At 66.1% G+C, this 22,770-nt stretch carries 18 protein-coding genes, 2 tRNA genes and 2 pseudogenes; 11 read left to right on the top strand and 11 right to left on the bottom strand.

Features of this window, described 5'->3' with window-relative positions; translation table 11 throughout:
• Window positions 1-86 precede the first annotated feature (86 nt).
• Window positions 87-1,340 (top strand): N-succinylarginine dihydrolase, encoded by a 1,254-nt coding sequence (locus TPR58_RS11005; RefSeq protein WP_346246709.1) that lies wholly within the window; start codon window positions 87-89, stop codon window positions 1,338-1,340.
• Window positions 1,341-1,405: 65 nt separating this feature from the next.
• Window positions 1,406-1,618, top strand: a complete 213-nt coding sequence (locus tag TPR58_RS11000; protein WP_110151733.1) for a hypothetical protein — start codon at window positions 1,406-1,408, stop codon at window positions 1,616-1,618.
• A 123-nt stretch (window positions 1,619-1,741) separates the two neighbouring features.
• Here TPR58_RS11000 and TPR58_RS10995 read toward each other — a convergent pair whose 3' ends face one another.
• The 5 genes from TPR58_RS10995 to TPR58_RS10975 form a co-directional block, all read right to left on the bottom strand.
• Window positions 1,742-2,566 carry a class I SAM-dependent methyltransferase gene (locus TPR58_RS10995; RefSeq protein WP_346246708.1) on the bottom strand — a complete coding sequence of 275 codons (825 nt, stop codon included), beginning with the start codon at window positions 2,564-2,566 and terminating at the stop codon, window positions 1,742-1,744.
• A gap of 366 nt (window positions 2,567-2,932) precedes the next feature.
• Window positions 2,933-4,966: a S9 family peptidase gene (locus TPR58_RS10990; RefSeq protein ID WP_346246707.1), complete on the bottom strand. Its 2,034-nt coding sequence runs from the start codon at window positions 4,964-4,966 to the stop codon at window positions 2,933-2,935.
• A gap of 61 nt (window positions 4,967-5,027) precedes the next feature.
• The gene (locus tag TPR58_RS10985) at window positions 5,028-5,516 is read right to left on the bottom strand and encodes a DUF2497 domain-containing protein (RefSeq protein ID WP_346246971.1); all 489 of its coding nucleotides are present in this window, start codon (window positions 5,514-5,516) and stop codon (window positions 5,028-5,030) included.
• 45 nt (window positions 5,517-5,561) lie between these two features.
• Window positions 5,562-7,121, bottom strand: a complete 1,560-nt coding sequence (locus tag TPR58_RS10980; protein WP_346246706.1) for a TolC family outer membrane protein — start codon at window positions 7,119-7,121, stop codon at window positions 5,562-5,564.
• 31 nt (window positions 7,122-7,152) lie between these two features.
• A complete protein-coding gene (locus TPR58_RS10975; protein WP_346246705.1) occupies window positions 7,153-7,812 on the bottom strand; it encodes a protein-L-isoaspartate O-methyltransferase family protein in 660 nt (219 codons plus the stop codon).
• A 169-nt stretch (window positions 7,813-7,981) separates the two neighbouring features.
• Between TPR58_RS10975 and TPR58_RS10970 the strand changes: the two genes are divergently transcribed.
• Window positions 7,982-8,055 (top strand) — tRNA-Cys (locus tag TPR58_RS10970).
• A 74-nt stretch (window positions 8,056-8,129) separates the two neighbouring features.
• Here TPR58_RS10970 and TPR58_RS10965 read toward each other — a convergent pair.
• Window positions 8,130-8,549, bottom strand: a complete 420-nt coding sequence (locus TPR58_RS10965) for a glycine zipper 2TM domain-containing protein (protein WP_346246704.1) — start codon at window positions 8,547-8,549, stop codon at window positions 8,130-8,132.
• 217 nt (window positions 8,550-8,766) lie between these two features.
• Here TPR58_RS10965 and TPR58_RS10960 point away from each other — a divergent pair, with 217 nt between their 5' ends.
• From TPR58_RS10960 to TPR58_RS10945, 4 genes are all read left to right on the top strand, one after another.
• Entirely contained in the window at window positions 8,767-8,985 is a 219-nt protein-coding gene (locus TPR58_RS10960) for a hypothetical protein (RefSeq protein ID WP_346246703.1), read from the top strand.
• A gap of 80 nt (window positions 8,986-9,065) precedes the next feature.
• On the top strand, window positions 9,066-10,523 hold the full coding sequence (gene cysS, locus TPR58_RS10955) for a cysteine--tRNA ligase (protein WP_346246702.1): 1,458 nt from the start codon (window positions 9,066-9,068) through the stop codon (window positions 10,521-10,523).
• 72 nt (window positions 10,524-10,595) lie between these two features.
• Window positions 10,596-11,429 (top strand): hypothetical protein, encoded by an 834-nt coding sequence (locus TPR58_RS10950; RefSeq protein ID WP_346246701.1) that lies wholly within the window; start codon window positions 10,596-10,598, stop codon window positions 11,427-11,429.
• 60 nt (window positions 11,430-11,489) lie between these two features.
• Window positions 11,490-12,425 (top strand): D-2-hydroxyacid dehydrogenase, encoded by a 936-nt coding sequence (locus TPR58_RS10945; RefSeq protein ID WP_346246700.1) that lies wholly within the window; start codon window positions 11,490-11,492, stop codon window positions 12,423-12,425.
• A gap of 19 nt (window positions 12,426-12,444) precedes the next feature.
• On the opposite strand, the gene TPR58_RS10940 is transcribed toward TPR58_RS10945, so the two are convergent.
• On the bottom strand, window positions 12,445-13,017 hold the full coding sequence (locus TPR58_RS10940; protein WP_346246699.1) for a TetR/AcrR family transcriptional regulator: 573 nt from the start codon (window positions 13,015-13,017) through the stop codon (window positions 12,445-12,447).
• Window positions 13,018-13,092: 75 nt separating this feature from the next.
• Here TPR58_RS10940 and TPR58_RS10935 point away from each other — a divergent pair, with 75 nt between their 5' ends.
• On the top strand, window positions 13,093-14,523 hold the full coding sequence (locus TPR58_RS10935) for an 8'-apo-carotenoid 13,14-cleaving dioxygenase (RefSeq protein ID WP_346246698.1): 1,431 nt from the start codon (window positions 13,093-13,095) through the stop codon (window positions 14,521-14,523).
• 32 nt (window positions 14,524-14,555) lie between these two features.
• Here the strand turns inward: TPR58_RS10935 and rnk are convergent, their stop codons facing one another.
• Complete coding sequence (rnk, locus tag TPR58_RS10930; RefSeq protein ID WP_346246697.1) at window positions 14,556-14,966, bottom strand: nucleoside diphosphate kinase regulator; 411 nt, start codon at window positions 14,964-14,966, stop codon at window positions 14,556-14,558.
• Between the two features lie 221 nt (window positions 14,967-15,187).
• Window positions 15,188-15,832: an HD domain-containing protein gene (locus tag TPR58_RS10925; protein ID WP_346246696.1), complete on the bottom strand. Its 645-nt coding sequence runs from the start codon at window positions 15,830-15,832 to the stop codon at window positions 15,188-15,190.
• Window positions 15,833-15,939: 107 nt separating this feature from the next.
• Between TPR58_RS10925 and TPR58_RS10920 the strand changes: the two genes are divergently transcribed.
• Window positions 15,940-17,535, top strand: coding sequence for a class II 3-deoxy-7-phosphoheptulonate synthase (locus TPR58_RS10920; RefSeq protein WP_346246695.1), 1,596 nt, complete (start codon window positions 15,940-15,942; stop codon window positions 17,533-17,535).
• 81 nt (window positions 17,536-17,616) lie between these two features.
• On the opposite strand, the gene TPR58_RS10915 is transcribed toward TPR58_RS10920, so the two are convergent.
• Window positions 17,617-19,869, bottom strand: coding sequence for a TonB-dependent receptor (locus TPR58_RS10915; protein WP_346246970.1), 2,253 nt, complete (start codon window positions 19,867-19,869; stop codon window positions 17,617-17,619).
• 315 nt (window positions 19,870-20,184) lie between these two features.
• On the opposite strand from TPR58_RS10915, the gene TPR58_RS10910 reads away from it, so the two are divergent.
• Together TPR58_RS10910 and TPR58_RS10905 are read left to right on the top strand one after the other, a co-directional pair.
• Window positions 20,185-20,259: transfer RNA gene (locus TPR58_RS10910), tRNA-Glu, on the top strand.
• Window positions 20,260-20,729: 470 nt separating this feature from the next.
• Window positions 20,730-21,481: pseudogene (locus TPR58_RS10905) on the top strand (IS5 family transposase).
• Window positions 21,482-22,056: 575 nt separating this feature from the next.
• Here the strand turns inward: TPR58_RS10905 and TPR58_RS10900 are convergent.
• Window positions 22,057-22,499: pseudogene (locus tag TPR58_RS10900) on the bottom strand (IS3 family transposase); the annotation flags it as partial.
• Between the last annotated feature and the right edge of the window lie 271 nt (window positions 22,500-22,770).

The raw sequence follows: 22,770 nt of genomic DNA, 5'->3' as shown, positions 1-22,770 counted from the left end.
ATTGCGAACCTCTCGGGCCTACCCACCCCCAACCCCTCCGTTGCAGGGAGGGGAGCGCGTTGCGTCCGCGGCACGGGGATCGCGGCATGATCACCGAGATCAATTTCGACGGCATCATCGGCCCCAGCCACAATTATGCCGGGCTCAGCCCCGGCAACCTCGCTGCTACCAAGAACCGCGGCGGGGTCTCGCAGCCGCGGGCGGCGGCGTTGCAGGGGATCGCCAAGATGCGCGCCAATCTGGCGCTCGGGCTGACCCAGGGCATCCTGCTGCCGCATGCGCGGCCGGACCATCGCTGGCTCGCTAGCCTCGCCACCCGCTACGACCAGGCCGCGCCGCACACCCGGGCGCAGGCGCTGTCGGCCTCGGCGATGTGGGCGGCCAACGCCGCCACCGTGTCGCCTGCAGCCGACACCGCCGATGGCCGCTGTCATCTGAGCGTCGCCAATCTGCTCACCATGCCGCATCGCAGCCATGAATGGCCCGAGACGCTGGCGCAGTTACGGGTCGCCTTTGCCGATCCGGCCTTCGTCGTCCACGGCCCCGTCCCCGCCCCGTTCGGTGACGAGGGAGCGGCCAATCACATGCGGCTGTGCACGCGCCACGATGCCCCGGGCGTCGAGATCTTCGTCTATGGCATTGCCGGCGGCGCCTTTCCCGCGCGCCAGCATTTCGATGCCAGCGCGGCGATCGTCCGCCGCCATGGCCTGGACCCGGCGCGCACCCTGCTGGTGCAGCAGTCCGACGCGGCGATCGCGGCGGGCGCGTTCCACAATGATGTCGTCGCGGTCGCCAATGGCCGCGTGCTGTTCGCACACGAACAGGCGTTCGAGGACCGCGACGGCTTCTACCGCAACCTGCGCGCCGCCTTTCCCGAGGTCGAGATCGTCGAGGTGCCCGCCGCGAAGATCAGCCTAGCCGATGCGATCCGATCCTATCTGTTCAATGCCCAGCTGGTCACCCTGCCCTCGGGCGAAACCGCGCTGATCGTGCCGAGCGAGGCGCGCGGGACCGAAAGCGTATGGGCCTGGCTGCAGGACCATGTCGCCGGCAACGGCCCGATCCGCCGGGTCGAAGTGGTGGATGTCCGCCAGTCGATGGCCAATGGCGGCGGCCCCGCCTGTCTCAGGCTGCGCGTGGTCGCGGACCCGGCCACGGTCGATCCCCGCTTCCTCGTCGACGCCGCCAGGCTGGATGCCATCGCTTCAGTGGTCGAGGCGCACTGGCCCGAAACGATCCGTCAGGACGAGATCGGCGATCCGGCGCTGATCGCCCGGATCGAGGCGGCACGCCGCGCGCTGCTGGAAACGCTCGGAACTGTCGAGTTAATTGACAGGTAACCCTCTTCGCGCGGCCGGATTCGGCGGAAAACCGTAACTGGCCCGCGGCTTGCTAGGCAGTGATCATGCTTAACAAGATCGGCCGCCTGTTCACCATCAAGACCAAGTTCGAGGCCTATCTGGTCATCTATGGCCTGGGCACGGGCGCGGTCGAGCGCGGCATGCACTATCTCGACCGCTATCCCGGCTATGGCGGCTGGCTGTTGTTCCTCGTCTGCCCGATCGCCGTCTTCATGGCAGGCGCGAAGATCCTCGACAGTATCGAAGCGGAGGGCTGAACCGCGCCCGCCGGCCAGCGCAGTGACCGTTCGATTTCGCTGCCCCTTTGGACATCCGTAAGCGTCCGACCAAGGCCGTCGGAGGGAAAGCGGCATGTCCGTTCCCGCCCCTATACCAATCGTTCAGGGGACGTGAGCGACGACGATCCAGACCGCAGCGCGCAAATCTGTACCGCATCGCCCATCCCGTTCCCGCAATGCCCGCTTAAGAGCCGAGGCCGTGCGTGACCTTAAATGAGGGTGCCGTCGCAGGATTGCGCCGAGCGCCCCGACGCGAGAGCAAACGGCCACGGTGGATGGCAGATCGCCGGCGCTGACCAATAGATCGTGAGCGTGCACATCGATCTCTATGAAGCCAGCCGCGTCTAGCGTTCTTCGTATGTCTTTGGGATCGGACAGCGAAAACCACCCCGCCCCCTGTGTCTCGTCCACCAGTTCACCTGGCAGCAGATGCGCCACCGCGCGAAGTGGCAAATGGTCGAGTTCGTTAGCCGCGAGGTCGCGCCAGCATACGAAGGCGAGACGCCCCCCGGACCGGACCGCCTTTCTCACGTTCGCAAATGCAGCCACTGGCTCGTTGAAGAACATGGTTCCGAAGCGCGAAAATGCCGCATCGAACGAGCCGGGTTCGAACCGGTAAGTCTCTACATCGCCGCACTCGAAAACAAGTTGCGACGGGTTGTCGATACGTGATTGTTGCACGTCTATGGCGCACTGAATGACGTCGATCCCAAGCACATAGCCATCTCCACCGACCGCTCCTGCGATAGCTTGCGACGTGCGCCCGATACCGCAGCCAAGATCGAGCACACGCTCTGCCCGCGACAGTCCCAATGCCGCTATGGCGGCATTGCCAAGAGGTTGCAGTTGTCGCTCCAGTGCCACCTCAATCTGGAGCCACTCAGCAACGCGGGGATGTTGATCCGTGCGGTTTTGTTGGACGCCCATCTGCTCTTTGTGAAGCGGCCTGGGCACCGGCGCAATGATGACCGCTTTCCACCACTTTCGGTCATCCTTTGGAGCATGCTTCCTGGTTTCACTGGAAGGGCGGCTTCCGGCGCGAGCGTTCGAATGAACGGCCAAAGGTGGTGATAATATGAGCCGCACTCACCGGCCAGCGCAGTGGCCGTTCGATTTCGCTGCCCTATCGGATATCCCGTGTTCCGGCGAAGGCCGGAACCCAGTCGGGAGAGCGTTTGGCGCCGACGAACCTCGCAGGTACTGAAACTGGGCTCCGGCCTTCGCCGGAGCACGGTGGTGCAAGGCTTAGCGGCCCAGCCCGGCAGAGCCTGCTCCACCGGGCCGGTCGTCAGATCACATTGAGGTGTCGGTGTACTTGCCGAGCCAGCCGAGCACTTCGCGATACCATTGCATCGAGTTCTTCGGCTTGAGTACCCAGTGGTTCTCGTCGGGGAACACCACCAGTCGCGACTCGATGCCACGGCGCTGGAGCGCGGTGAAGGCGGCCAGCCCCTGGGTGTAGGGAATGCGGAAGTCCTTCTCGCCGGTGATCACCAGCTGCGGCGTCTGCCACTTGGCGACATGGTGGACCGGGTTCCACTTCTCATATTCCTCGGCCGCCTCGTAATAGGGCTTGCCGCCATGTTCCCACTCGTCGAACCACAGTTCCTCGGTCTCGTACGCCATGGCGCGCGCGTCGAACACGCCGTCATGCTGGACGATGCACTTGAACCGGTCGGGCCACTGGCCTTCGATCCAGTTCATCATATAGCCGCCATAGGAGGCACCGAGCGCGCAGGCATTGTCCGCCTGGAGCCAGCCATATTTGTCGGTCGCGGCTTGCAGCCCCTTTTGCAGGTCCTCGAGCGGCCAGCCGCCCCAGTTCTTGTTGATCGCGTCGGTGAAGGCCTGGCCGTAGCCGGTCGACCCGTGGAAATCGACCGAGACGACGGCGTAGCCCGCACCCGCGAACACCGCCGGGTTCCAGCGATAGGACCAGCTGTTGTTGCTCGATCCCTGCGGACCGCCATGGACGATGAAGGCGATCGGCGCCTTGGTGCCTTCCTTCAGCGCCGCCGGCTTCACCGCATAGCCCCAGACCGTGTCGCCATTGGCGCCGGGGAAGCTGAACCGGCTGACGGCCGGCAGGTCGATCCCCTGCAACCGCGCGGCATTGACCTGGGTCAGCCGAACCGGCGCCTTGCCCGACAGGCTGTAGAAATCGTCGGGCGCCAGCAGGCTGTTCATCGAATAGACGACGCCCTTCTTCGTCGGGACGACGGCGGAGACCACGCCCTCCTGCGTCAGCCGGCTGACCTTGCCGCTCTTCGCGTCGACCGAGAAGATCGGCTCCTCCTGCGTGTCCTGCGCGGTCACGTAGAGCTTGCGGCTGTCGGGCGACCAGGCGATCGACGCGACCGAACGGTCCCAAGCCTCGGTCAGCGCCCTCACCTTGCCCGTGGCGATCTCGCGCAGCATCAGCACCTGGCGATCGGCCTCGTAGCCGGGACGTTTCATCGCCGCCCAGGCGAGCCATTTCCCGTCGGGCGAGACCGCGGGCAACGTGTCGGTCGCGTCATTGTCGGCGGTCAGGTTGACCGGCGCAGCCGATCCGTCGGCCGCGACCGAGAAGATGTCGAGATTGGTCGACAGCGGCTCGATCCGGCCCGCCTCGCGCAGCGCGAAATAGACGGTCTTGCCGTCGGGCGACCAGGCAAGCTCCTCGCCACCGCCGAACGGCTTGGACGGGGTATCACCGTCCAGCGTGCCGCTGAGCGGGACTGCGTTGCCCTGCCCGTTCAGCGGCACGACGAACAGTTGCGAGCGATCGCCGTTCGACCACGTATCCCAGTGGCGGACGAACATCTTGTCATAGACGCGCGCCGACCCGGCATTGGGGTCCTTCTTGACCATGGCCGGCTCGATCGTCGGCGCACCCGGCTTGCGATCGGCCCAGACCAGCGCGCGGCTGCCGTCGGGCGACAGCTTGAAGCCGCTGAAGCCGCCGGGCGGAGTGACCAGCACCGTCTGCGGACCGCCGGTGACCGCGACCGACACGATCATGTCGGTGCCGCCCTTGTCGGACTGGAAATAGACGCGGCCGTCGGGGCCGAACTGCGGCCCGGTCTCGTTCACGTCGGGCTCCGCCACCAGCTTTTCGGGGACCGCCCCCTTGGTGTTGAGGTCGAGCTTCCACAGGTCGAACCTGCCACGATTGTTCGGAAGGTCGGTCTCGCGCTGTTGCCAGACGAGCCAGCGGCCGTCGGGCGAGACCACCGGCGCGCCGACGCGCGACAGCTGGGCGACATCCTCGATGGTCAGGTCACGGGCCGCGGCGGGCGCGGCAGCGAAAGCGAGCGCGACGCCCGCGAGCAGGAAGTGCTTCATGACCTGCGGTTGAAGCAGATGGTGACGATTGAAACAAGATGGCCCGATGACCGGGCCGGGATCAGCGCCCGGTAATGCGCGAGATTTCCCGGGCGACCATCGATTCGACGATCTGCGGCAGGTTCTGGTCCAGCCAGTCGCGCAGCATCGGCTTCAACATCTCGCGCACCGTGTCCTCGAGCGTCATCGCGCCGGCCGACTCGGGCTTGACCGCGATCCGCGACAGCGCCTCCAGCGGCACCCGGCTGGCCTCGGCGACGCGATCGGACAGGATCGGGTCGGGCGACGACCGCCGCGATGCCTCCGCAGCCGAAGCGGCCGCGGACCCGATCGGCAAGGGTGAAGGCTTCAGCCGCTCCTCGACCAGCTGATTGAGTTCGAGCACTTCGTCCAGGATCGAGGAACTCGGATCGCGCGGTGGATCGGTACGCTGTGCAGGGGCTGACCGGCGCGAACGGGTCCCGATTGCCGCATCGCCTTCCTCGGCGATGATGCGTTTGATGGACGAGAGAATCTCCTCCATCGACGGTTCGGAACTGACATCCCCCATAGTCACCAGCATCTTTCGTGCGACAGACGCGACGCGAACCCCTGATCAGGGATTGTTGGCGCGACTGTCAACCGGCCTGGTCAACAAAGGATCCGAGACGGGCGTAACCGTCGGGTCTTGAGGGGGCGTCTGATTGGTCCGCGTCCCGCGTGCCTTGGGTGCCGGCCCGTCCGCCCAGTCGGAGATATTCCCCCGCACCTCGCGATAATTGGACAGGGGATCGTAGAGCGGACCGCCGTCCAGCCCGAGATCCTGCGACTCGGCCTTGCCCATCGATGCAAGCAGCGTGAAACCGGCGACATAGGCATCACGCTCGGCCGTGACATAGGTGACCTGCGAGTTCAGCAATTCCTGCTCGGCATTGAGGATGTCGAGGATGGTACGGGTCCCCACGCTGTTCTCGGCACGGACGCCCTCCAGGCTCAGCCGATTGGCATCGACCGCGACTCGCGACGAATCGATCACGCGGAGCGACGACTGGTAGCCGGCATAGGCCGACCGGGTCTGGGCAACCACGCCGCGCTCGACGAAGGTCACCTGTTCCATCGAGATTTCCTGGCGCGCCTGGGCCTGACGTACTTCGGCGGCCGGGCGGCCGCCCTGGAACAGCGGCATGGTCAGGTTGACGCCTGCAGTGGTCGACCAGCCGTCTCCGGCGACGCCCGCGCGCACCGCCTGATCGGTCAGCGAGCCGAGATTGTTGAAATAGCCGCCGCTCGTCACGACGCTGACCCGAGGCAGGCGGCCTGCCCGTGCGACGCGGACGTCATAGCCGCTGGCCTCGCGCAGCTTCTGCGCCGCCTGGAGATTCGGGTTGTTGGCGATCGCGATATCGACCGCGGCCTCGACGTCGTTCGGCAGGCCCGGCAGCTGCGGCGGCGGGGCCAGCACCCCCGGCGGGGTCCCGATGACGCGGATGAACGTCTCGCGGCTGCCGATCAGCCGCGCCTCCACCGTGCGCAACTGGCCCTGCGCCAGGGCAAGTCGTGCCTCCGACTGGGCAACGTCGGTGCGGGTGAGGTCGCCCACCTCGAACCGGTCGCGGCTGGCCTGGAGGTTGACTTCCAGCGCGCGCACATTCTGCTGGTTCAGCCGGACGATCGCCTCGTCGCGGATGACGTCGACATAGGCGGTCACGGCCTGGGTGAAGATGTCCGCCTCGGTCGCGCGGAGCTGCGAACGGCCCGCCTCGACCCGGGTTTCGGCCGCGCGGACCGAGTTGCGCACCGCGCCTCCGGCATAGACCGGCACGGACAGGTCAAGGCCCGCCTGGGCAGTGCGGGCGGGGCCGAGGCCCTGATTGGTGTTGTGAAGCGTCTCATTGAAGCCGCCGGAGGAACTCACGCCGGGCAGGCCCGCCGACCGGGCAATCGGCACGCCCTCGTCCGTCGCACGAAGGTTCGCGCGCTCGCCCTGCAGGTCGGGGTTGCCGCGATAAGCCATGATCAGCGCATCGCGCAGCGACATGGTCGGCTGAGGCGCGGGCGCGGGCGGTTCCGCCTGAACGCGCGCCGGGGCCGGTGTCCGCGAAGTGCTGGTCTGCGCCGCCGCGGGAACCGCGATCGCCGCCAGGCTCACGCCCAGATACAGGGTTGAAAGTCGCATGAGCCTCATCTTTGCACCGCTCGGAAACTGGTCAGAACTGGAACGTCTTCGCCTTCTCGAACCCCGGAAGCACCGCACATTCGATGTCGGCAAAGGGCACCAGGCTGAAGTGGCTGCCGGACTTGCGACCGGTGGCCAGCCGGGTGACGCCGCGATCGACGATGCCGGTCGCCACGCGGCCGCCATCCTTGAGCTGCGCCATCACGCCCTCCGGCACTTCCTCGACCGCGCCGTCGATGACGATCAGGTCATAGGGGGCGTCGGCCGCCCAGCCCTGGTTCAGCGGTCCCTCCACCAGCGTCACGCCGGCCTTGCCCGCCAGCGCCTCACGCGCCAGCGCCGCGAGTTCGGGATCGGATTCGAGCGCGGTCACGCTGCCGGCCACATCGGCCAGGATCGCCGCCGAATAGCCGCCGGCCGCACCGATCACGAGCACCTTCTCACCCGAGGCGACGTGCGCCTCGGTCAGTAGGCGGCCGATCACCAGCGGCGAATTGTGGCGCCGTCCGCCGTTCAGCGGCAGCAGCGTGTCGCGATAGGCGATCTCGCGATGCTGCTCGGGCAGGAAACGCTCGCGCGGTTCGGTCGACATCGCTTCCAATATGCGCGCGTCGTTGACCGAGTTGGTGCGCAGCTGGCTGGCTACCATGGCGTGGCGCATCGCGTGCGCGGCATCGGTCGTCGGGGTCATATTCACTCCGCCTGTCTGGCACAGCCGTATTAGCCATGCAATACACTTGTTGGGTTCGGGGCTATGTATAACGCGACTTGGCCGACGCCAAGCGATGTCCGCTCCGATTTTATCGCAACTGTGGTTGACAGGACGCAGCCGTCCTGCGCATTCCGCCCGCTCGCTCCGAGGCCCGATGGCGGAGTGGTGACGCAGAGGACTGCAAATCCTTGCACCCGGGTTCGATTCCCGGTCGGGCCTCCATCTTCGCGAGGCGAAACGGAAAAGGCGTCCGGGTCATCCCCGGACGCCTTTCCCTTGCCACTGAGCGTGACGATTCAGCGGCGGTAATAATTGTCGCGGCAGCTGCTCTTCTCAACCTCGTTGCCCAGCAGCGCGCCTGCGCCCGCACCGATGATCGTGCCGGTGGTGCTGCGGCGGCTCCAGCGGCTCGAACCGCGGCCGATCTCGCCGCCCAGCAGCGCGCCGACAACGCCGCCGACGATCGTGCCGGTCGTGCCCGAGGTGCAGCGGTCGCCACGATAATAGCGGCGACGGTCACGGCGCACCTCGCGATAGTCCTCGCGATATGCCGGACGATCGTAACCGCGGTCATAATAGTCGCCGCGATAGCCCTCGTCATAATAGGAAGACGGCGCGTCGTAATAGCCATAGGCCTGTGCCGAAGCCGGAGTTGCGGTCAGCGCGCCCATCAGGGCAGTTCCAGCGATCGCCGCGGAGTACAGGATCTTCTTCATGGTCAAGCTCCCAGGGGTGCGATGATCGCTCCCGTTGTCGAGCGGTCTAGCGAATCGTTCATGCAGTTTCGCTGAATGCAGCCGTTATCCAGGGTTCACCTTTCCTTCGAAGCTTCGCCACACGCTTCATCGACGCTTCGAACCGACTCACCTCCGGCACGTGCGGAACAAAAGCCGATTCCTTCCGTTTCGGCAGAGGTCATAACGGAGATCTGGCATGTACGATTTCGGTGTTCGACAGTCGCAGACGTCATCCCGGATCGGATATCGGCAGGACCAGGCCACCAGCTGCCCCGATTGCGGGCAGACCCACTGGCTGGTCGGGCGCTCCACCGTCGAATGCGCCTATTGCTCGACCGCGCTGCCGCTGATCGCCAGCCAGCGTCCCGGTATCGGCATCATCGCACCCCGCCCCTTCGAATCCGCGGCTGCCTGACCGGCTGACGCCGACCCGGCGGCAGGTCCCGCGTCGGATACGCCATTGCGCGGCGCGCGCACGCCGGTAAGACACGCGCCATGCACGGCGCCGAACTCACGCTTTACAATTCGATCACCCGCAGCCTCGAGCGGTTCGAACCGCTCGACAGCAACAAGGGCGTGCGCGTCTATTCGTGCGGACCGACGGTCTATTCCGATCCGCACCTGGGCAATTTGCGCGCCTATGTCTTCACCGACACGCTGGGCCGGGTGCTGAGCTGGAAAGGCTATCCGCTCACCCATGTCATCAACATCACCGATGTCGGCCACCTGACGTCGGACGCCGATGCGGGCGACGACAAGATGGAGGCGGCGGCGAAGAAGCGCGGCCAGAGCGCCTGGGACATCGCCGGGCACTATGCCGATGTGTTTCGCCGCAACCTGGCCGACCTGAACATCCGCACGCCGACCCACATGCCGCTGGCGACCGACTATGTGCCGAAGATGATCGCGTTCGCGGAGGAGATCGCGGCGAAGCATTGCTACGAACTCGACTCGGGACTGTATTTCGACAGCAGCACCGTCCCCGATTACGGGCGACTGGCCGGATCGCAGGACGATCAGGGCGAGGCGCGAATCGATCCGGTCGCGGGCAAGCGCCATCCGCAGGACTTCGCCATCTGGCGCAAGACGCCGGCGGGCGAGACGCGACAGATGGAGTGGGACTCACCCTGGGGCCGCGGCGCACCGGGCTGGCACCTGGAATGCTCGGTGATGAGCAAGGAGCTGCTGGGCCTGCCGTTCGACATCCACACCGGCGGGATCGACCACCGCGAGATCCACCACGTCAACGAGATCGCGCAGAACCAGGCACATTGCGGCTGCGCCGACAGCGGCGCGCGCGTGTGGATGCACAACAACTTCCTGGTCGACCGCGGCGGCAAGATGTCCAAGTCCAAGGGCGGCATCGCCACGCTGGACGCGCTGGTCGGGCGCGGCGTGCATCCGATCGCCTATCGGCTGATGTGCATCAGCGCCCATTATCGCAGCGAGCTGGAGTTCAGCACCGAGAATCTGGGTGCCGCGCTGACCCGGCTGAAGCGGCTGGTGATGGCGGTGGGCAAGCTGAAGGCCAGGGCAGCGGGCGACGGCGTTGCCGCGCAATCCTATCTGACCCGGCTGGACGAGGCGGTGTCGGACGATCTCGCCACGCCGCGCGCGCTGCCGCTGCTCGACGAGCTGATCGACGACAAGGCGCTGTCGGTCGAGGATCGCCTGGCAACGCTGGGCGCGTTCGACCGCGTGCTGGGCCTGAAGCTGCTCGAGCTGGATCGCGCCGCGCTGCGCGTGCGGCCGGACAGCGCGACCCTCAGCGCAGACGCGGTCGATGCGCGGCTGGCCGAGCGCAAGCAGGCGCGAGCCGACAAGGACTTTGCCCGATCCGATGCGATCCGCGACGAACTGTCCACCGCGGGGGTCGAGGTGATGGACGGCGATCCGCTGGGATGGGACTGGAAGCCCGCCCTGAGCGACGGCGACATGCCGGCGCAGGGATAGAAGCGGGTGCTGGCGCATTCACTCCCTGCCTGAAGGCCGCCGCAGATTCGGTCGGTCCATGTGGAGACTGACATGCCCCTGCCCCGCCTTCCCCTGATTGCACTCGTACCCGCGCTGGCGCTTGCCGGCTGCGGCGCTGAGAAGACCACCGACAATGCGATGGTCGATACCGGCAACGCCGCCGCGCTGAACGACGCCGCGTTCAACGACGCGGCGCCGGTCGTCGAGGATGCCGACGACCAGACGATCGAAGCGGTCACCGTGGCGGCAGTGCCGGCACCGGCGTCCGGTGCATCGGCGGCGGAAAGCGCACCCCTGGTCGAGGCGGGCGATATCGAGGACGAGATCCGGAGCGGGACGGGTGTCCAGCGGATCCGGCACGGCGATGGCTGGGCCTGGACCCGCGACGGCAGGATCGTCCGGACCGCCGATCGCGACGGCGGCAACGTCGCCTATTTCCGTCGCGGCGAGCAGAACCCCTTTCTGGTGCAGCGCGACGGCCGCGCCTATGCGTATGACGGCAACCGTCCGGTGCGCGAGTTCGATCGCGACGGCCGCGGCCGGACGCCCGACGCCGGACGCGTTCGCGAGGCCGAGGAGGCTGCGCGGGAGGCGCGCGACCGCCGCGAACGCGCCGATCGCGCCCGCGAGCAGGCCGGTCAGCACGGCGATCGTCCCGACCGGGGCGGCGAACGCGCAGGTCAGGGCCGGGATCGCGGGCCCGACCGCGATGCTCGCCCGACGCCCAGCCCGACACCTTCGGCAACGCCGCGCGGCCGGGATCGCGACCGGGACCGCGACGGCAACCGCGATCGCGACCGGGACGGCCGCGGCGACCGCAGCGGAAGTCCGTCGCCGACGCCCCAGCCCTCCGATACCCGTCCGAGCGGAGACGGAAGGAACTGATCGAGGCCGCTTTCACGGGGAGAGGATTGCAGTGGGCGACCGCTGCGCTACCCTCTCTCGATGAAGGCCGTCCTCCCCGCGCTCGCCCGTCCGCTCGTCGAGTCCCACATCCCTGCCGGAATCGAGGTCCACTGGTTCGCCACGACCGACGAGGCGCGCGCCATGGTGGCCGATGCCGAGATCGGCTGGCTCGACAACAACCGGCCGGAGGAATGGGCGCGCAGCGTCGAGGCTGCCGGGCAGCTGAGATGGCTGTCCACCATCTATGCCGGGCTCGACGCACTGGACACCGACCTGCTGCAGCAGCGTGGCACGCGCGTGACCAATGGCAGCGGCGTGAACGCGCATACGGTGGCCGAATATGCCGTGATGGGCGCCCTGGTCGCAGCGAAGCGCTTCGACGAGGTGGTGCGGGCCGCGGACCGCCAGCAATGGCCCGTCGACGCGCCGGGCAAGCAGGAATTGTTCGACAGCGATGCGCTGGTGATCGGATACGGCACGATCGGCCGACTGATCGGCGAGCGCCTGGCCGCGTTCGGGACGCGGGTGACCGCGGTCACCCGCTCGGGCGCCGACGGCACGCTGACGCCCGACCAGTGGCAGGCGCGGCTGGGCAGCTATGACTGGGTGTTCCTCGCCGCCCCCTCGACCGACGGCAGCCGGCACATGATCGGAGCGAACGAACTGGCGGCGATGAAGCCGAGCGCATGGATCGTGAATGTCGGGCGCGGCGACCTGATCGACCAGGACGCGCTGGTCGATGCGCTGACCAGGCGGCGGATCGGCGGCGCCTTTCTCGATACGGTCACGCCGGAACCGCTGCCGCCCGAACATTCGCTGTGGCGGGCGCCCAATGCGATCCACTCGATGCATCTGTCGGGCCGCAGCCAGACGCGGATGTTCATGCGCGCCGCGACCCTGTTCGTCGAGAATCTCCAGGCCTATGTCGCTGGCCGGCCGCTGAAGAACGAAGTGGACCTCGCCGCGGGCTATTGAGCGGGGCGGCGCCGCCCCTTCAGTTTTTCACCGGCGCGAAGCCGGAGACGACCGAATCGATCTCGGCATCGTCGAGCACGACCTGACCGTCGAGGATCAGCAACGCCAGGCCATGGACCAGCGCCCAGGCGCGAAGCGCAATCTGGCGGGACGCTGCCTGATCGGTCGACAGGTTGCGTGAATGGTCGCGCAGCAGCAGCGCCGCGTCGTTTGACGGCGCCTCCCCTCCTCCCGGTGCCAGGCACGACGCATCCTGGACCCCGCTGGCGGAGAAGGCCAGTCGGAACAGCGCCGGATTGGCGATGGCGAAGCGGACATAGGCCGCGCCCGTGGCAGCGAAACCCGCACTCCCCCCGCCGACCCGCTCTGCGGCATCGCGCTGCGCCGCGCCGAGTTGCCGGAGTCCCTCTGCCGCCAGCGCGGCCAGGAACGCACCCTTGTCGGGGAAATGCCGATAGACCGCAGTCGCGCTGACCCCGACCGATCGAGCCGCCTCACGCAGGCCAAGCTCGTCGGCGGAACGGTCCGCCAGCAGCTTCAGCCCAGCCTCAATCAGCGCCGATCGCAGGTCGCCATGATGATATTTTCGCACGTCGCATCCAACATGTTGACACTGTTATCATTGAGCGTATGTAAACAACGTCAACATTTAGTCCGGAGCCCGAAAATGGCAAGCACCGTAGAGACTGCGATCCGCTCGGCAGTAACCGGCGGCGTTCTGGCGCTGGCGAAGATGAGCCGTGCGCTGACCCCCTCCGCATCCAGTCCGTTCGTCGAAGGTATCCATCAGCCGATGGTCGAGGAGCTGACCCTGGAGGATCTGCCGGTGACCGGCACGATCCCGCCAGCGCTGGACGGGCGCTATCTGCGGATTGGCCCCAACCCGATACGGCCCGCCACCGCGGGCCATCACTGGTTCACCGGCGACGGCATGGTGCACGGACTGCGCATCGAGGGTGGCAGGGCCCGCTGGTATCGCAACCGCTGGACGCGATCCGCCGAGGTATCGAAAACGCTTGGAGAGCCCCCGATCGCCAATCCACGCAGCGATGTCGGTGCGGTGAACACCAATGTGGTCGGGATCGCCGGGCGGACCTGGGCGCTGGTCGAGGCGGGCAGCGCGCCGATCGAACTGGGCGAGACGCTGGAGAGCATTGCCTATGATCCGTTCGGCGGGACCCTGACGCACAGCTTCTCGGCGCATCCGCACCTGGATCCGCTGAGCGGCGAACTGCACGCCGTCTGCTACAAGGGCGCGGACCAGGGCCGGATCTGGCACACTGTGGTGACGCCGCAGGGCAAGGTGCGCCGCGAGGAACCGATCGCGGTCGATCATGGGCCATCCGTCCATGATTGCGCGATCACCGGGCGCTATGTGGTGATCCTGGACCTGCCGGTTACCTTCTCGATCAAGGCGCTGATCGGCGGGGCGAGCTTTCCCTATCGCTGGAACCCGTCGCACCGCGCTCGGGTCGGGCTGCTGCCGCGCGAGGGCAAGGGCGACGCGGTAATGTGGTGCGACGTCGATCCATGCTATGTCTTTCACGTCGCCAACGCGTTCGATTGCGAGGACGGCACCGTCACGCTCGACGTCGTGGCGCATCGCACGATGTTTACCGACGGCAGCGCCGGGCCGGATTCGCGGCACAGCGCATTCGAGCGCTGGACGGTCGATCCCGTCGCCGGCACCGTTACGCGTCGCGTCGTCGACGATCATCCCCAGGAATTCCCCCGCCCCGACGAGCGCCGCTTCGGCCAGCCCTATCGCTATGCCTGGTCCATCGGGCTGGAGCGCGATCAGCATGCGTCATTCCTGCCCGCCACGCACCTGATCATGCACGATCTGGTCGAGGACGCTCGGCGCGTCCACGAACTCGGCGAGGGCCGCTATCCGGGCGAGTTCGTGTTCGTGCCCGCCCATGAGGCGGCGGCGGAGGGCGAAGGCTGGCTGATCGGGCTGGTGGTGAATCATCCGGGAGAGACCACCGACCTCGTCATCCTCGACGCGCAGCGGTTCGAGGATGCGCCGGTCGCCACCGTCCGCATCCCCCACCGCATTCCGCCAGGCTTTCACGGGAATTGGCTGCCCACCCCCTGACGCGGCGACGCGCGAGCACGGAGTCGACAGCCTCAGGGCCGGTCGACCTTCACGACGCGCAAGCGGTGCGATGCGCCGTCCCGGTCCGGCCACAGGATCGTCTGCCCCGCACGCATGCCGATCAGACCGGCGCCGATCGGGGTGAACACCGAAACCTTGCCGGCGGCGATATCCGCCTCGCCGGGATAGACGAGCGTGATGGTCCTCGTGGCGCCGCTGCCCTCGTCGACGAACTCGACACGGCTGTGCATCGTCACGATGTCCGGGGGCAGCGCGTCGAGCCGGTGAACCTCGGCCCGGTCGAGTTCGGCGAGCAGCAACGCGGCCTGTCCCGACTGGCGTGCACCGGCGTCGAGCGCCAGGGCATAAAGGGCGTCGCATTCGCGGTCGATAAGGTGGATGGCGGGACGATCATCGTCCCGCACCCGCTGTACATCAGGCATGGCAATTCCATTCGGTCATGGGGGTCGGCGCGGCCGATCGGGCCTGACACCGTCAATATCTCTGAAGAACCCGGACCTCATGGGCGTCCGCCCGCGAACGAAGCCCGGGCTAGCCGCGCGCGGCGAGCTGTCCGGAATGCATGCGAAACCGCAGGAATGTCGCTGATGCGTACATGGCGGCGATCATGCGGGTCGGTGCGCCGCATGTCAAACGTGCCGGATCAGTCGCGCCCCAGCGCATCGACGATCGCCCCGCCCTCGCGCAGCCGCGCCTGTTCCCAGCGCATGTTGGCGCGCGCACGGCCCTCCAGCTTGGTCTCGCCAAGCCCCCTGGCCACGGACAGCCGGCGAAGCAGCGGTACCGAGCACAGGCCGTCGAGCACGGCGATACGACCGGAACGATAGGCATCCTCCGAATGCATCGCATATTCGTCGCGGATCGCGAGGGCATAGCGGCGATAGTCGGGCCTGTCCGCCGCGAGGATCGACAGGTCGAGATCGACGAGGATCCGGGCGAGCGGGTGATCGGTGGCATGCCCCTTGGTCGCCATCACGCAGCACTCCAGATCGCGCATCTCGTCCTCAGGCCATTCCAACAGCGCCAGCCCCAGATCGGCGCTGCGACGCTCATTGTCCTTGGCCATCGGATCGTAGAACGCGTCGTGCAGCCAGATCGCGTACCGCAGGATGCGCAGGTCGCGGTCGTTCAGCGCGTCCGCGAACATGGTCTCCAGCCCTTCCAGCATGTGCAGGATATGGCCCAGATTATGATAGGCCAGCGACGAGGCGCCAAACCGCTCGACGAGCAACGCGCGCAACAGCGGCGGCATGTCTCCGGTCCGCGCTTGAACCACGTTCGCACTCATGGCGTGACCCTAGCCGTTGGCGTCTGCAGCACCAATAACCCAAATGGGGTTAGAGTGAAGATTGGCCCTTGCTATCATTTACCCCATAAGGGTAAGAGCGTGTCGCTATGACAACGACACTTGCAGGAACCAAGATCCGCCGCTTCCGTGAGGAACGGTCCCTTTCACGCGCCGCATTCGGTGCCTGGTATGATACACCCGGCAGCACGGTCCAGGGCTGGGAGGACGATGGCAAGCGCGCGAATGCGGTCGTCGTCAACCAGATCGCCGCGAACGGCATCGCGCATCACCAGGATTGGTATGTGCAGGTGAGCGCCGCCGCCAATGATCTCGACGCCAAATGGACCCCGGCCAGCTGGCGAACGGCCGAAGCGCGCCAGTTGCCGACCTATCCCGACGCACAGGCGCTGGAGGCGGCGACGACGCAGATCGCCAACTTCCCGCCGCTGGTGTTCGCCGGCGAGGCGCGCAGCCTGACTGCCGACCTGGCGCGTGTCGCGGAGGGGAAGGCATTCCTGTTGCAGGGCGGCGACTGCGCCGAAAGCTTCGCCGAGTTCCACCCCAATAATATTCGCGACACGTTCCGCGTCATCCTGCAGATGGCAGTGGTGCTGACCTATGCGTCCAAGCTGCCGACGGTGAAGGTCGGCCGCATGGCGGGGCAGTTCGCCAAGCCGCGTTCGGCCGATACCGAGACGATCGATGGCGTGGAGCTGCCCAGCTACCGCGGCGACAATGTCAACGACATCGCCTTCACCGCGGCGTCGCGCATCCCCGATCCGCAGCGGATGATCCAGGGCTATTCGCAGTCGGCGGCGACGCTCAACCTGCTGCGCGCCTTCGCCAGCGGCGGCTATGCGAACCTGCACCAGGTCCACAAATGGACCCATGACTTCATGGGCAACACCCCCTGGGCGAAACGCTATGGCGAGATGGCGGCTCGGATCGGCGAGGCGCTGGACTTCATGCAGGCGTGCGGGATCGACGCCGACAGCGTGCCGCAACTGAAGGCGACCGACTTCTACACCAGCCACGAGGCGCTGCTGCTCCCCTATGAGCAGGCGATGACGCGGCAGGACAGCCTGACCGGTGACTGGTACGACACCAGCGCCCACATGCTGTGGATCGGCGACCGCACCCGGTTCGAGGGATCGGCGCATGTCGAGTTCCTGCGCGGGATCGGCAACCCGATCGGGATGAAGTGCGGCCCCAGCCTCGAGCCGGACGCGCTGCTGAAGCTGCTCGACACGCTCAACCCGCACCGGATTCCGGGGCGGATGACGCTGATCACCCGCTATGGCCATGACAAGATCGAGGCCGCCCTGCCCACGCTGGTCCGCGCGGTGAAGCGCGAGGGGCATTCGGTGGTGTGGAGCTGCGACCCCATGCACGGCAATGTCGTCAAGGCCGCCAACGGCTACAAGACGCGGCCGTTCGACCGGATTCTGGCCGAGGTGCGCGGCTTCTTCGCGGTTCACCGTGCCGAGGGAACGTTCGCCGGCGGCATCCATGCCGAGATGACCGGCCAGAACGTCACCGAATGCACTGGCGGCGCGGTCGAGATCACCGAGCAGGGCCTGGCCGATCGCTATCACACCCACTGCGACCCGCGCCTCAATGCCGGCCAGTCGCTCGAACTGGCATTCCTGCTGGCCGAGATGCTGAACGCCGAAATGGCTGAGCGGCGCAAGGCCGCGGCCTGATCCGGATCCACGGCAAAAAGAAAGGGCCGGCGGAGCGATCCGCCGGCCCTTCTTCATTGTGGCTGTCCGCTTGCGCGAGGCTTAGCGGAAGCGGCCGTTGAACGAGACGCCGATGATGCGCGGCTCGTTCAGCACGGCCGCCATATAATTCTCGATCACGCCCTTTAGATTCTTCTCGTTGGTGATGTTGCGCGCGAACGCCGCGATTTCCCAGGCGCCGTCACCGCCGGCGTAACCGATCTTCAGGCCGCCTTCGAAGTTGCCGTTCGCGGTAAACTCGTCGCTGTCGTACAGCACGAAATTCTGCTTGCCCTGCACCGTCCAGTCGGTGGCGATGAAGAGCTTGCCGTCATCGCTGACCGGCAGGTCGTACCGCGCCGAGAAGTTGATATTATATTCCGGCGCGTTGGGCAGCGGATTGCCGTCGATCTGGGCGAAGACCGCCGGCGCACCGAAGATCGTGCGGGTGATCGTCGGATCGTTGACGGTGCAGACGACCTTGCCGCTCAGCGCACAGACCTGGGCATAGACGCGCTTGTCCTGGATCTCGGTGTGGAGCAGGCTGAGGCCCGCCGAGAAGGTCAGGTTCTGGACCGGGCGCCAGTCGGCCTCCAGCTCGACGCCATAGGCCTTGGCCTTGTCGGCATTGAACAGCACGCCGTTGCCGTTCGAATCATTGCCGTTCAGCTGGATGTCGTCGACGGTGTAGTAGAAGGCGCTGCCGTTCAGCCGCAGCGTGTTGCCCAGCAGGTTGCTCTTGAAGCCGGCCTCCCACGACAGGATCGTTTCCGAATCCGCGGTGGTGAAGTCCGAGTTGAACACCGCCGAACGCCCCTGGATGGTCGGCCCGCGGAAGCCCGAGGCGACGCGCGCATACAGGCTGAAGTCCGGATTCACCTGATACAGCGCCGACAGGTCCCAGCTCGGCTTGGTGTCGGACAGGCGGACATAGCGGCGGCCGGTATAGGTCACGACGCCCGCCGCGGTGTCGGCGGTCTTGAGCAGGCGGGTTTCCTTGGTGTCCTCGGTCACGCGGCCGCCCGCGGTGATCGTGAACTCGGGCGTCACCGCATAGCTTGCCTGACCGAACAGCGCCCAGCTGGTGTTGACATTGTGCAGCCGCACCCAGTTGTTCGGGTTGCGGTTGGTCGTGAGGAACCAGGCGCGCTGGTAGAAGTCGGTGGTGTCGCGCGAATCGAAGTAGAAGCCGCCGACCTGCCACTTGAACGGTCCGGTGCCGTCACTGGCGAGGCGCAGTTCCTGCGTCCACTGGTCGAGCCCCTGGACCTTGCCCATCGACTGACCGAAGCCGACGCCGCCGAAATTCGCGGCCGCGCCGCCATCGGTATCGCCGCGGCTGTAACCGGCGGTGGTCTCATAACCGGTGATCGAGGTGAGCGTGACGCCGCCGAACTCGTACGCCGCGTTCAGCGACCCGCCATAGGTTGTATAGCCCTGCGGATTGTTCGCGGCCTCGTCGAACGCAACCTTGTCGCGCGCGACGCCGCTGACGTCGTTCGAACCCTTTTTCAGCGCGCCGCGCAGGAACAGGGTCGAGGTGCCATCATAATCGCGGACATGGCCCGAGGCGAGGATCGACAGCTGCTCGGTCGGCGTGAACAGCAGCTGCGCGCGCAGATCGCGCTCGTCGAAGCCGCCCATCGCCTTCTTGCGCGGGACGACCGTGCCGTCGGCGCTGGGGCCGGCATAGACATTGTCGACCCAGTCGTCGCGATGCTGGTACAGGCCGGACAGGCGGAAGCCGACCTTGCCCTCGATCAGCGGCCCACCGACGCCGGCGTCGATCGCGATGCTGTTATAGCTGCCATAGGACGCGGTGACGCGACCGTCGAACGACTCGGTGTTCGGGCGGATCGTGTCGATCTTGATGATGCCGGCGGTGGTGTTGCGGCCGAACAGCGAACCCTGCGGACCGCGCAGCACCTCGACCTGGCGCACGTCAAAGGCCGGGTTGGACTTCAGCACGACATGCTCGAGGATCACGTCGTCCTGGATGATCGACACGGGCTGCGACGCGCCGAGATAGAAGTCGATATTGCCGAGGCCACGAATGTAGAAGCGCGGGAAGATGCGGCCGGTGGTCGTCTCGGCATAGAGGCCGGGGACGCGCCCTGCGAGCGACAGCAGCGTGTCGTCGCCGCCCGCCTGGGTATCGCGCGCCAGGTCGCTGTCGATCACCGCCACCGACAGCGGCACGCGCTGAAGATTTTCGGAGCGGCGCTCGGCGGTCACGACGATTTCCGCGAGGCCGGTGTCCTCGGCCTGGGGCTCGGCAGTATCCTGAGCATAGACTGGCGCAGCGGCCACGGTCATGCCGGCGATGGCAGCGCCGAGCAGCAGCATCGATTTGAAACGGGGGGTCTTGGTCACGGAGGTTCCTCACTGAAAGCGGCCGCAGCCGCGTATCGGGGACGCGCGCCATCCCTCATGCCGATCCCCTTCCGATCGACAGGCGGTTCCTCATCATTGCGAATTGGCCAGGCGCATGTCCCGCGGTGGTCGCCTAGGCCCGGATTGCGACCGTATCATTACACCGAAACACCGATTTTTCAGCAGCGGTGACAATTAACCGCAACGCCGCACTTGACGCCTAACCCGCCCCCCGATAGAGGCCCGCTTCCACCGATTGGCCCCTTCGTCTAGCGGTTAGGACGTCGCCCTCTCACGGCGAAAACACGAGTTCGATTCTCGTAGGGGTCACCAGCGTCTTCAGGCACTTAGCCTGCCTTTTATCTGCGCGGTCGTGCAACTTACTGGATATTTGCTGCAAGACCGTAGCTGGAAATCCGCGGATCTTCACGGATTGTTCCGCACAGCAGCTGGTTCGCTGACGCGTCGCTAATGTCCGACTCGCTCCCTAATCCCGGTCATTCCTAGCCGTTCACGCCGGGGATTAAGTGGGCAATTGAAGATCGAGATTACGGCCTACGGTGCTTGTCAGAACTTGTCAGGCAGGGGCGAGTCTGCGCCGTCGTAGCCGCCGCCAAAGTAGTGATGAACAAATATTCTGTCTTGGAAGGCGCCGCCGACGGTCTGAACGTCCAATGGTGGTTTTTACGGCAGGGGCTGTTGGCTTAGCGTCGGTCCGCTTTACTAGGGTCGAAACCCAATCAGCATCTTGAGGGATGATGGTTTTTCTGATTCAGTGGCGCGCGGGTCAGGAGGAGTGAGTCATGGCGCTGTTCTGGTTGTCGGATAGAGCGTGGGCGGCGATCGAACCGCATCTGCCGAAGAACCAGCCCGGCGCGCGACGGGTAGACGACCGGCGGGTGATTTCCGGGATCGTGCATGTGCTGAAGGTCGGCTGTCGCTGGTGCGACTGCCCGGCTGATTACGGGCCATCCACGACGATCTACAACCGGTTCAACCGCTGGTCGCGCCGTGGCTTCTGGCTCAAGCTTCTCGACGCGCTGGCGGATGCTGGCGTGGTCACGAAGAGTACCGCGATCGACAGCACCTATATCAAGGCGCAACGCGCAGCCTTCGGCGGAAAAGGGGGCGCCAGATCCAGGCGATCGGTCGCTCGCGCGGCGGATGGACGACTAAGATCCACGCGCTGACCGATGTCATCGGCCGTCCCTATGCCCTGATGCTGACGGCCGGTAATGTCAGCGACGTGAAGGCAGCGCCCGCGCTTCTCGAACGTGCTGGCCGGATGCGTTACCTCCTTGCTGACAAAGGCTACGATGCCGACCGGCTGCGCCGTTCGCTACGTGACGCCGGAGCCGTTCCCGTCATCCCCGGACGGCGAAACCGCAAACGCACAATCCGCTACGACAAAGACCGGTACCGCGGCCGCCACCTGATCGAGAACGCCTTCTGCCGTCTCAAGGACTTCCGCCGTGTCGCCACCCGCTATGATAAACTCGCCGCCAACTTCCTGTCAGGCGTCGCCATCGCGACCGCGCTCGCCTTCTGGCTCTGATTGAGTTTCAGCCCTAAGCTGCGCTGTGACAAAATTTGCATGACACTTCCCTCACCCTGTCCGACGCTGCGTCTTGTATGTGACAATTCGTCTATAATACCACCGTGTCAATATCTATATGAGGTTCTCCGATAAGCTCGTATGTCAGCCCATAGGAAGCCGACCGAAGAGTCAGGGTCGGCTGCCCGCAAAGGCTGGTTCCCTGCCCGCACAGCTCTGATCACCGACGGCGACACGGCTCCCCGGGGCCGCCTCCGATCCACAAGCTTCCGACCGACCATCGATGGAACCGCGCGCCGGGCGAGACACTGGTCACGGACGCTGCTCACCTCGGGCCGCCGGCCGACCCATCGGGGCGGCCTCATCCATTCATAGCGACCGGTTGAATCCGCCCAATATGCCTGCACCGCCTATGTGGAGCGCCTCGCCGAAGCCGGGATCGAGCCGTCGGTCGGTAGCGTCGGCGATAGCTACGACAGTGCTTTGGCCGAGACCCATCAATGGCCTCTACAAGGCGGAGGGACGGTGACTGAACCGCGCCGGGTCTGCCAGAGGCATCGGATTGTGAGTCACGCTGCCATGGTATCAATGACGAAGGCGACGTAGACGAAGCCCGCCCAGGTCGCGACGTAAGTAGATTCCGACACCCACAGCATGTTCGGCGCTGGCGCATAGAACCGGCGGTTGACGTGATCGAGCGGGCACGGCGCCGCCTTGTCGCTGATGGTCGTGCGCACCGGCTTGCCCCGGATCACTCCTGCCAAGCCCATCTCGCGCACCAGCCGAGCAACCGTACAGCGGGTGACGGACATGCCCTCCCGCATCATCTACCGCCAGACCTTGCGCACGCCGTAGACCGCGAAGTTCTCTGCGAACACGCGTGCGATCTCGGGCTTGAGGGCCGCATCCTGCCGTGCGCGCGCCGACAGGCGTGTGGGATCCTGTCGCTGCGCGATGCGCTCGTGGTATAAGTGGATGGGGCGATCGGCAGGACGCGGCAGATCGGCTCGACCCCATACCAGAGCCCGTCGGTATCTCGTAGAATTCTTGCGGCTTCAGCACGAAATCGTCGGGGCGGCCCTTGGCCTCGATGGTGAACGACGGGCTGCGATACGCGCCGGCGTGACTGCGGATCGGCCCCGGACCAAAATCGAAGAGGATCAGCTAGCACTACTTTGGCAGGTTGAAGGAACCGACAGGAATCGTCATTGATTCGGATGTGTCAGTGTAGGCTGACGGATCCTTTGCGATGGCGGTGAACGAGACCTGGCGGATCGATCTGGAGCGAT

It is taken from the genome of Sphingomonas rustica, from assembly GCF_039652585.1.
GTDB lineage: Bacteria > Pseudomonadota > Alphaproteobacteria > Sphingomonadales > Sphingomonadaceae > Sphingomonas > Sphingomonas rustica.
The sequence above is the reverse complement of the archived record's forward strand: the minus strand, read 5'-3'. Positions and strand labels throughout refer to the sequence as shown.

Bases quoted from the DNA above. Each gene is read 5' to 3' on its own strand.
- TPR58_RS11005 (WP_346246709.1), top strand. From the start codon at position 87: ATGATCACCGAGATCAATTTCGACGGCATCATCGGCCCCAGCCACAAT.
- TPR58_RS11000 (WP_110151733.1), top strand. From the start codon at position 1,406: ATGCTTAACAAGATCGGCCGCCTGTTCACCATCAAGACCAAGTTCGAG.
- TPR58_RS10995 (WP_346246708.1), bottom strand. From the start codon at position 2,566: ATGGGCGTCCAACAAAACCGCACGGATCAACATCCCCGCGTTGCTGAG.
- TPR58_RS10990 (WP_346246707.1), bottom strand. From the start codon at position 4,966: ATGAAGCACTTCCTGCTCGCGGGCGTCGCGCTCGCTTTCGCTGCCGCG.
- TPR58_RS10985 (WP_346246971.1), bottom strand. From the start codon at position 5,516: ATGGGGGATGTCAGTTCCGAACCGTCGATGGAGGAGATTCTCTCGTCC.
- TPR58_RS10980 (WP_346246706.1), bottom strand. From the start codon at position 7,121: ATGCGACTTTCAACCCTGTATCTGGGCGTGAGCCTGGCGGCGATCGCG.
- TPR58_RS10975 (WP_346246705.1), bottom strand. From the start codon at position 7,812: ATGACCCCGACGACCGATGCCGCGCACGCGATGCGCCACGCCATGGTA.
- TPR58_RS10965 (WP_346246704.1), bottom strand. From the start codon at position 8,549: ATGAAGAAGATCCTGTACTCCGCGGCGATCGCTGGAACTGCCCTGATG.
- TPR58_RS10960 (WP_346246703.1), top strand. From the start codon at position 8,767: ATGTACGATTTCGGTGTTCGACAGTCGCAGACGTCATCCCGGATCGGA.
- cysS (WP_346246702.1), top strand. From the start codon at position 9,066: ATGCACGGCGCCGAACTCACGCTTTACAATTCGATCACCCGCAGCCTC.
- TPR58_RS10950 (WP_346246701.1), top strand. From the start codon at position 10,596: ATGCCCCTGCCCCGCCTTCCCCTGATTGCACTCGTACCCGCGCTGGCG.
- TPR58_RS10945 (WP_346246700.1), top strand. From the start codon at position 11,490: ATGAAGGCCGTCCTCCCCGCGCTCGCCCGTCCGCTCGTCGAGTCCCAC.
- TPR58_RS10935 (WP_346246698.1), top strand. From the start codon at position 13,093: ATGGCAAGCACCGTAGAGACTGCGATCCGCTCGGCAGTAACCGGCGGC.
- rnk (WP_346246697.1), bottom strand. From the start codon at position 14,966: ATGCCTGATGTACAGCGGGTGCGGGACGATGATCGTCCCGCCATCCAC.
- TPR58_RS10925 (WP_346246696.1), bottom strand. From the start codon at position 15,832: ATGAGTGCGAACGTGGTTCAAGCGCGGACCGGAGACATGCCGCCGCTG.
- TPR58_RS10920 (WP_346246695.1), top strand. From the start codon at position 15,940: ATGACAACGACACTTGCAGGAACCAAGATCCGCCGCTTCCGTGAGGAA.
- TPR58_RS10915 (WP_346246970.1), bottom strand. From the start codon at position 19,869: ATGACCGTGGCCGCTGCGCCAGTCTATGCTCAGGATACTGCCGAGCCC.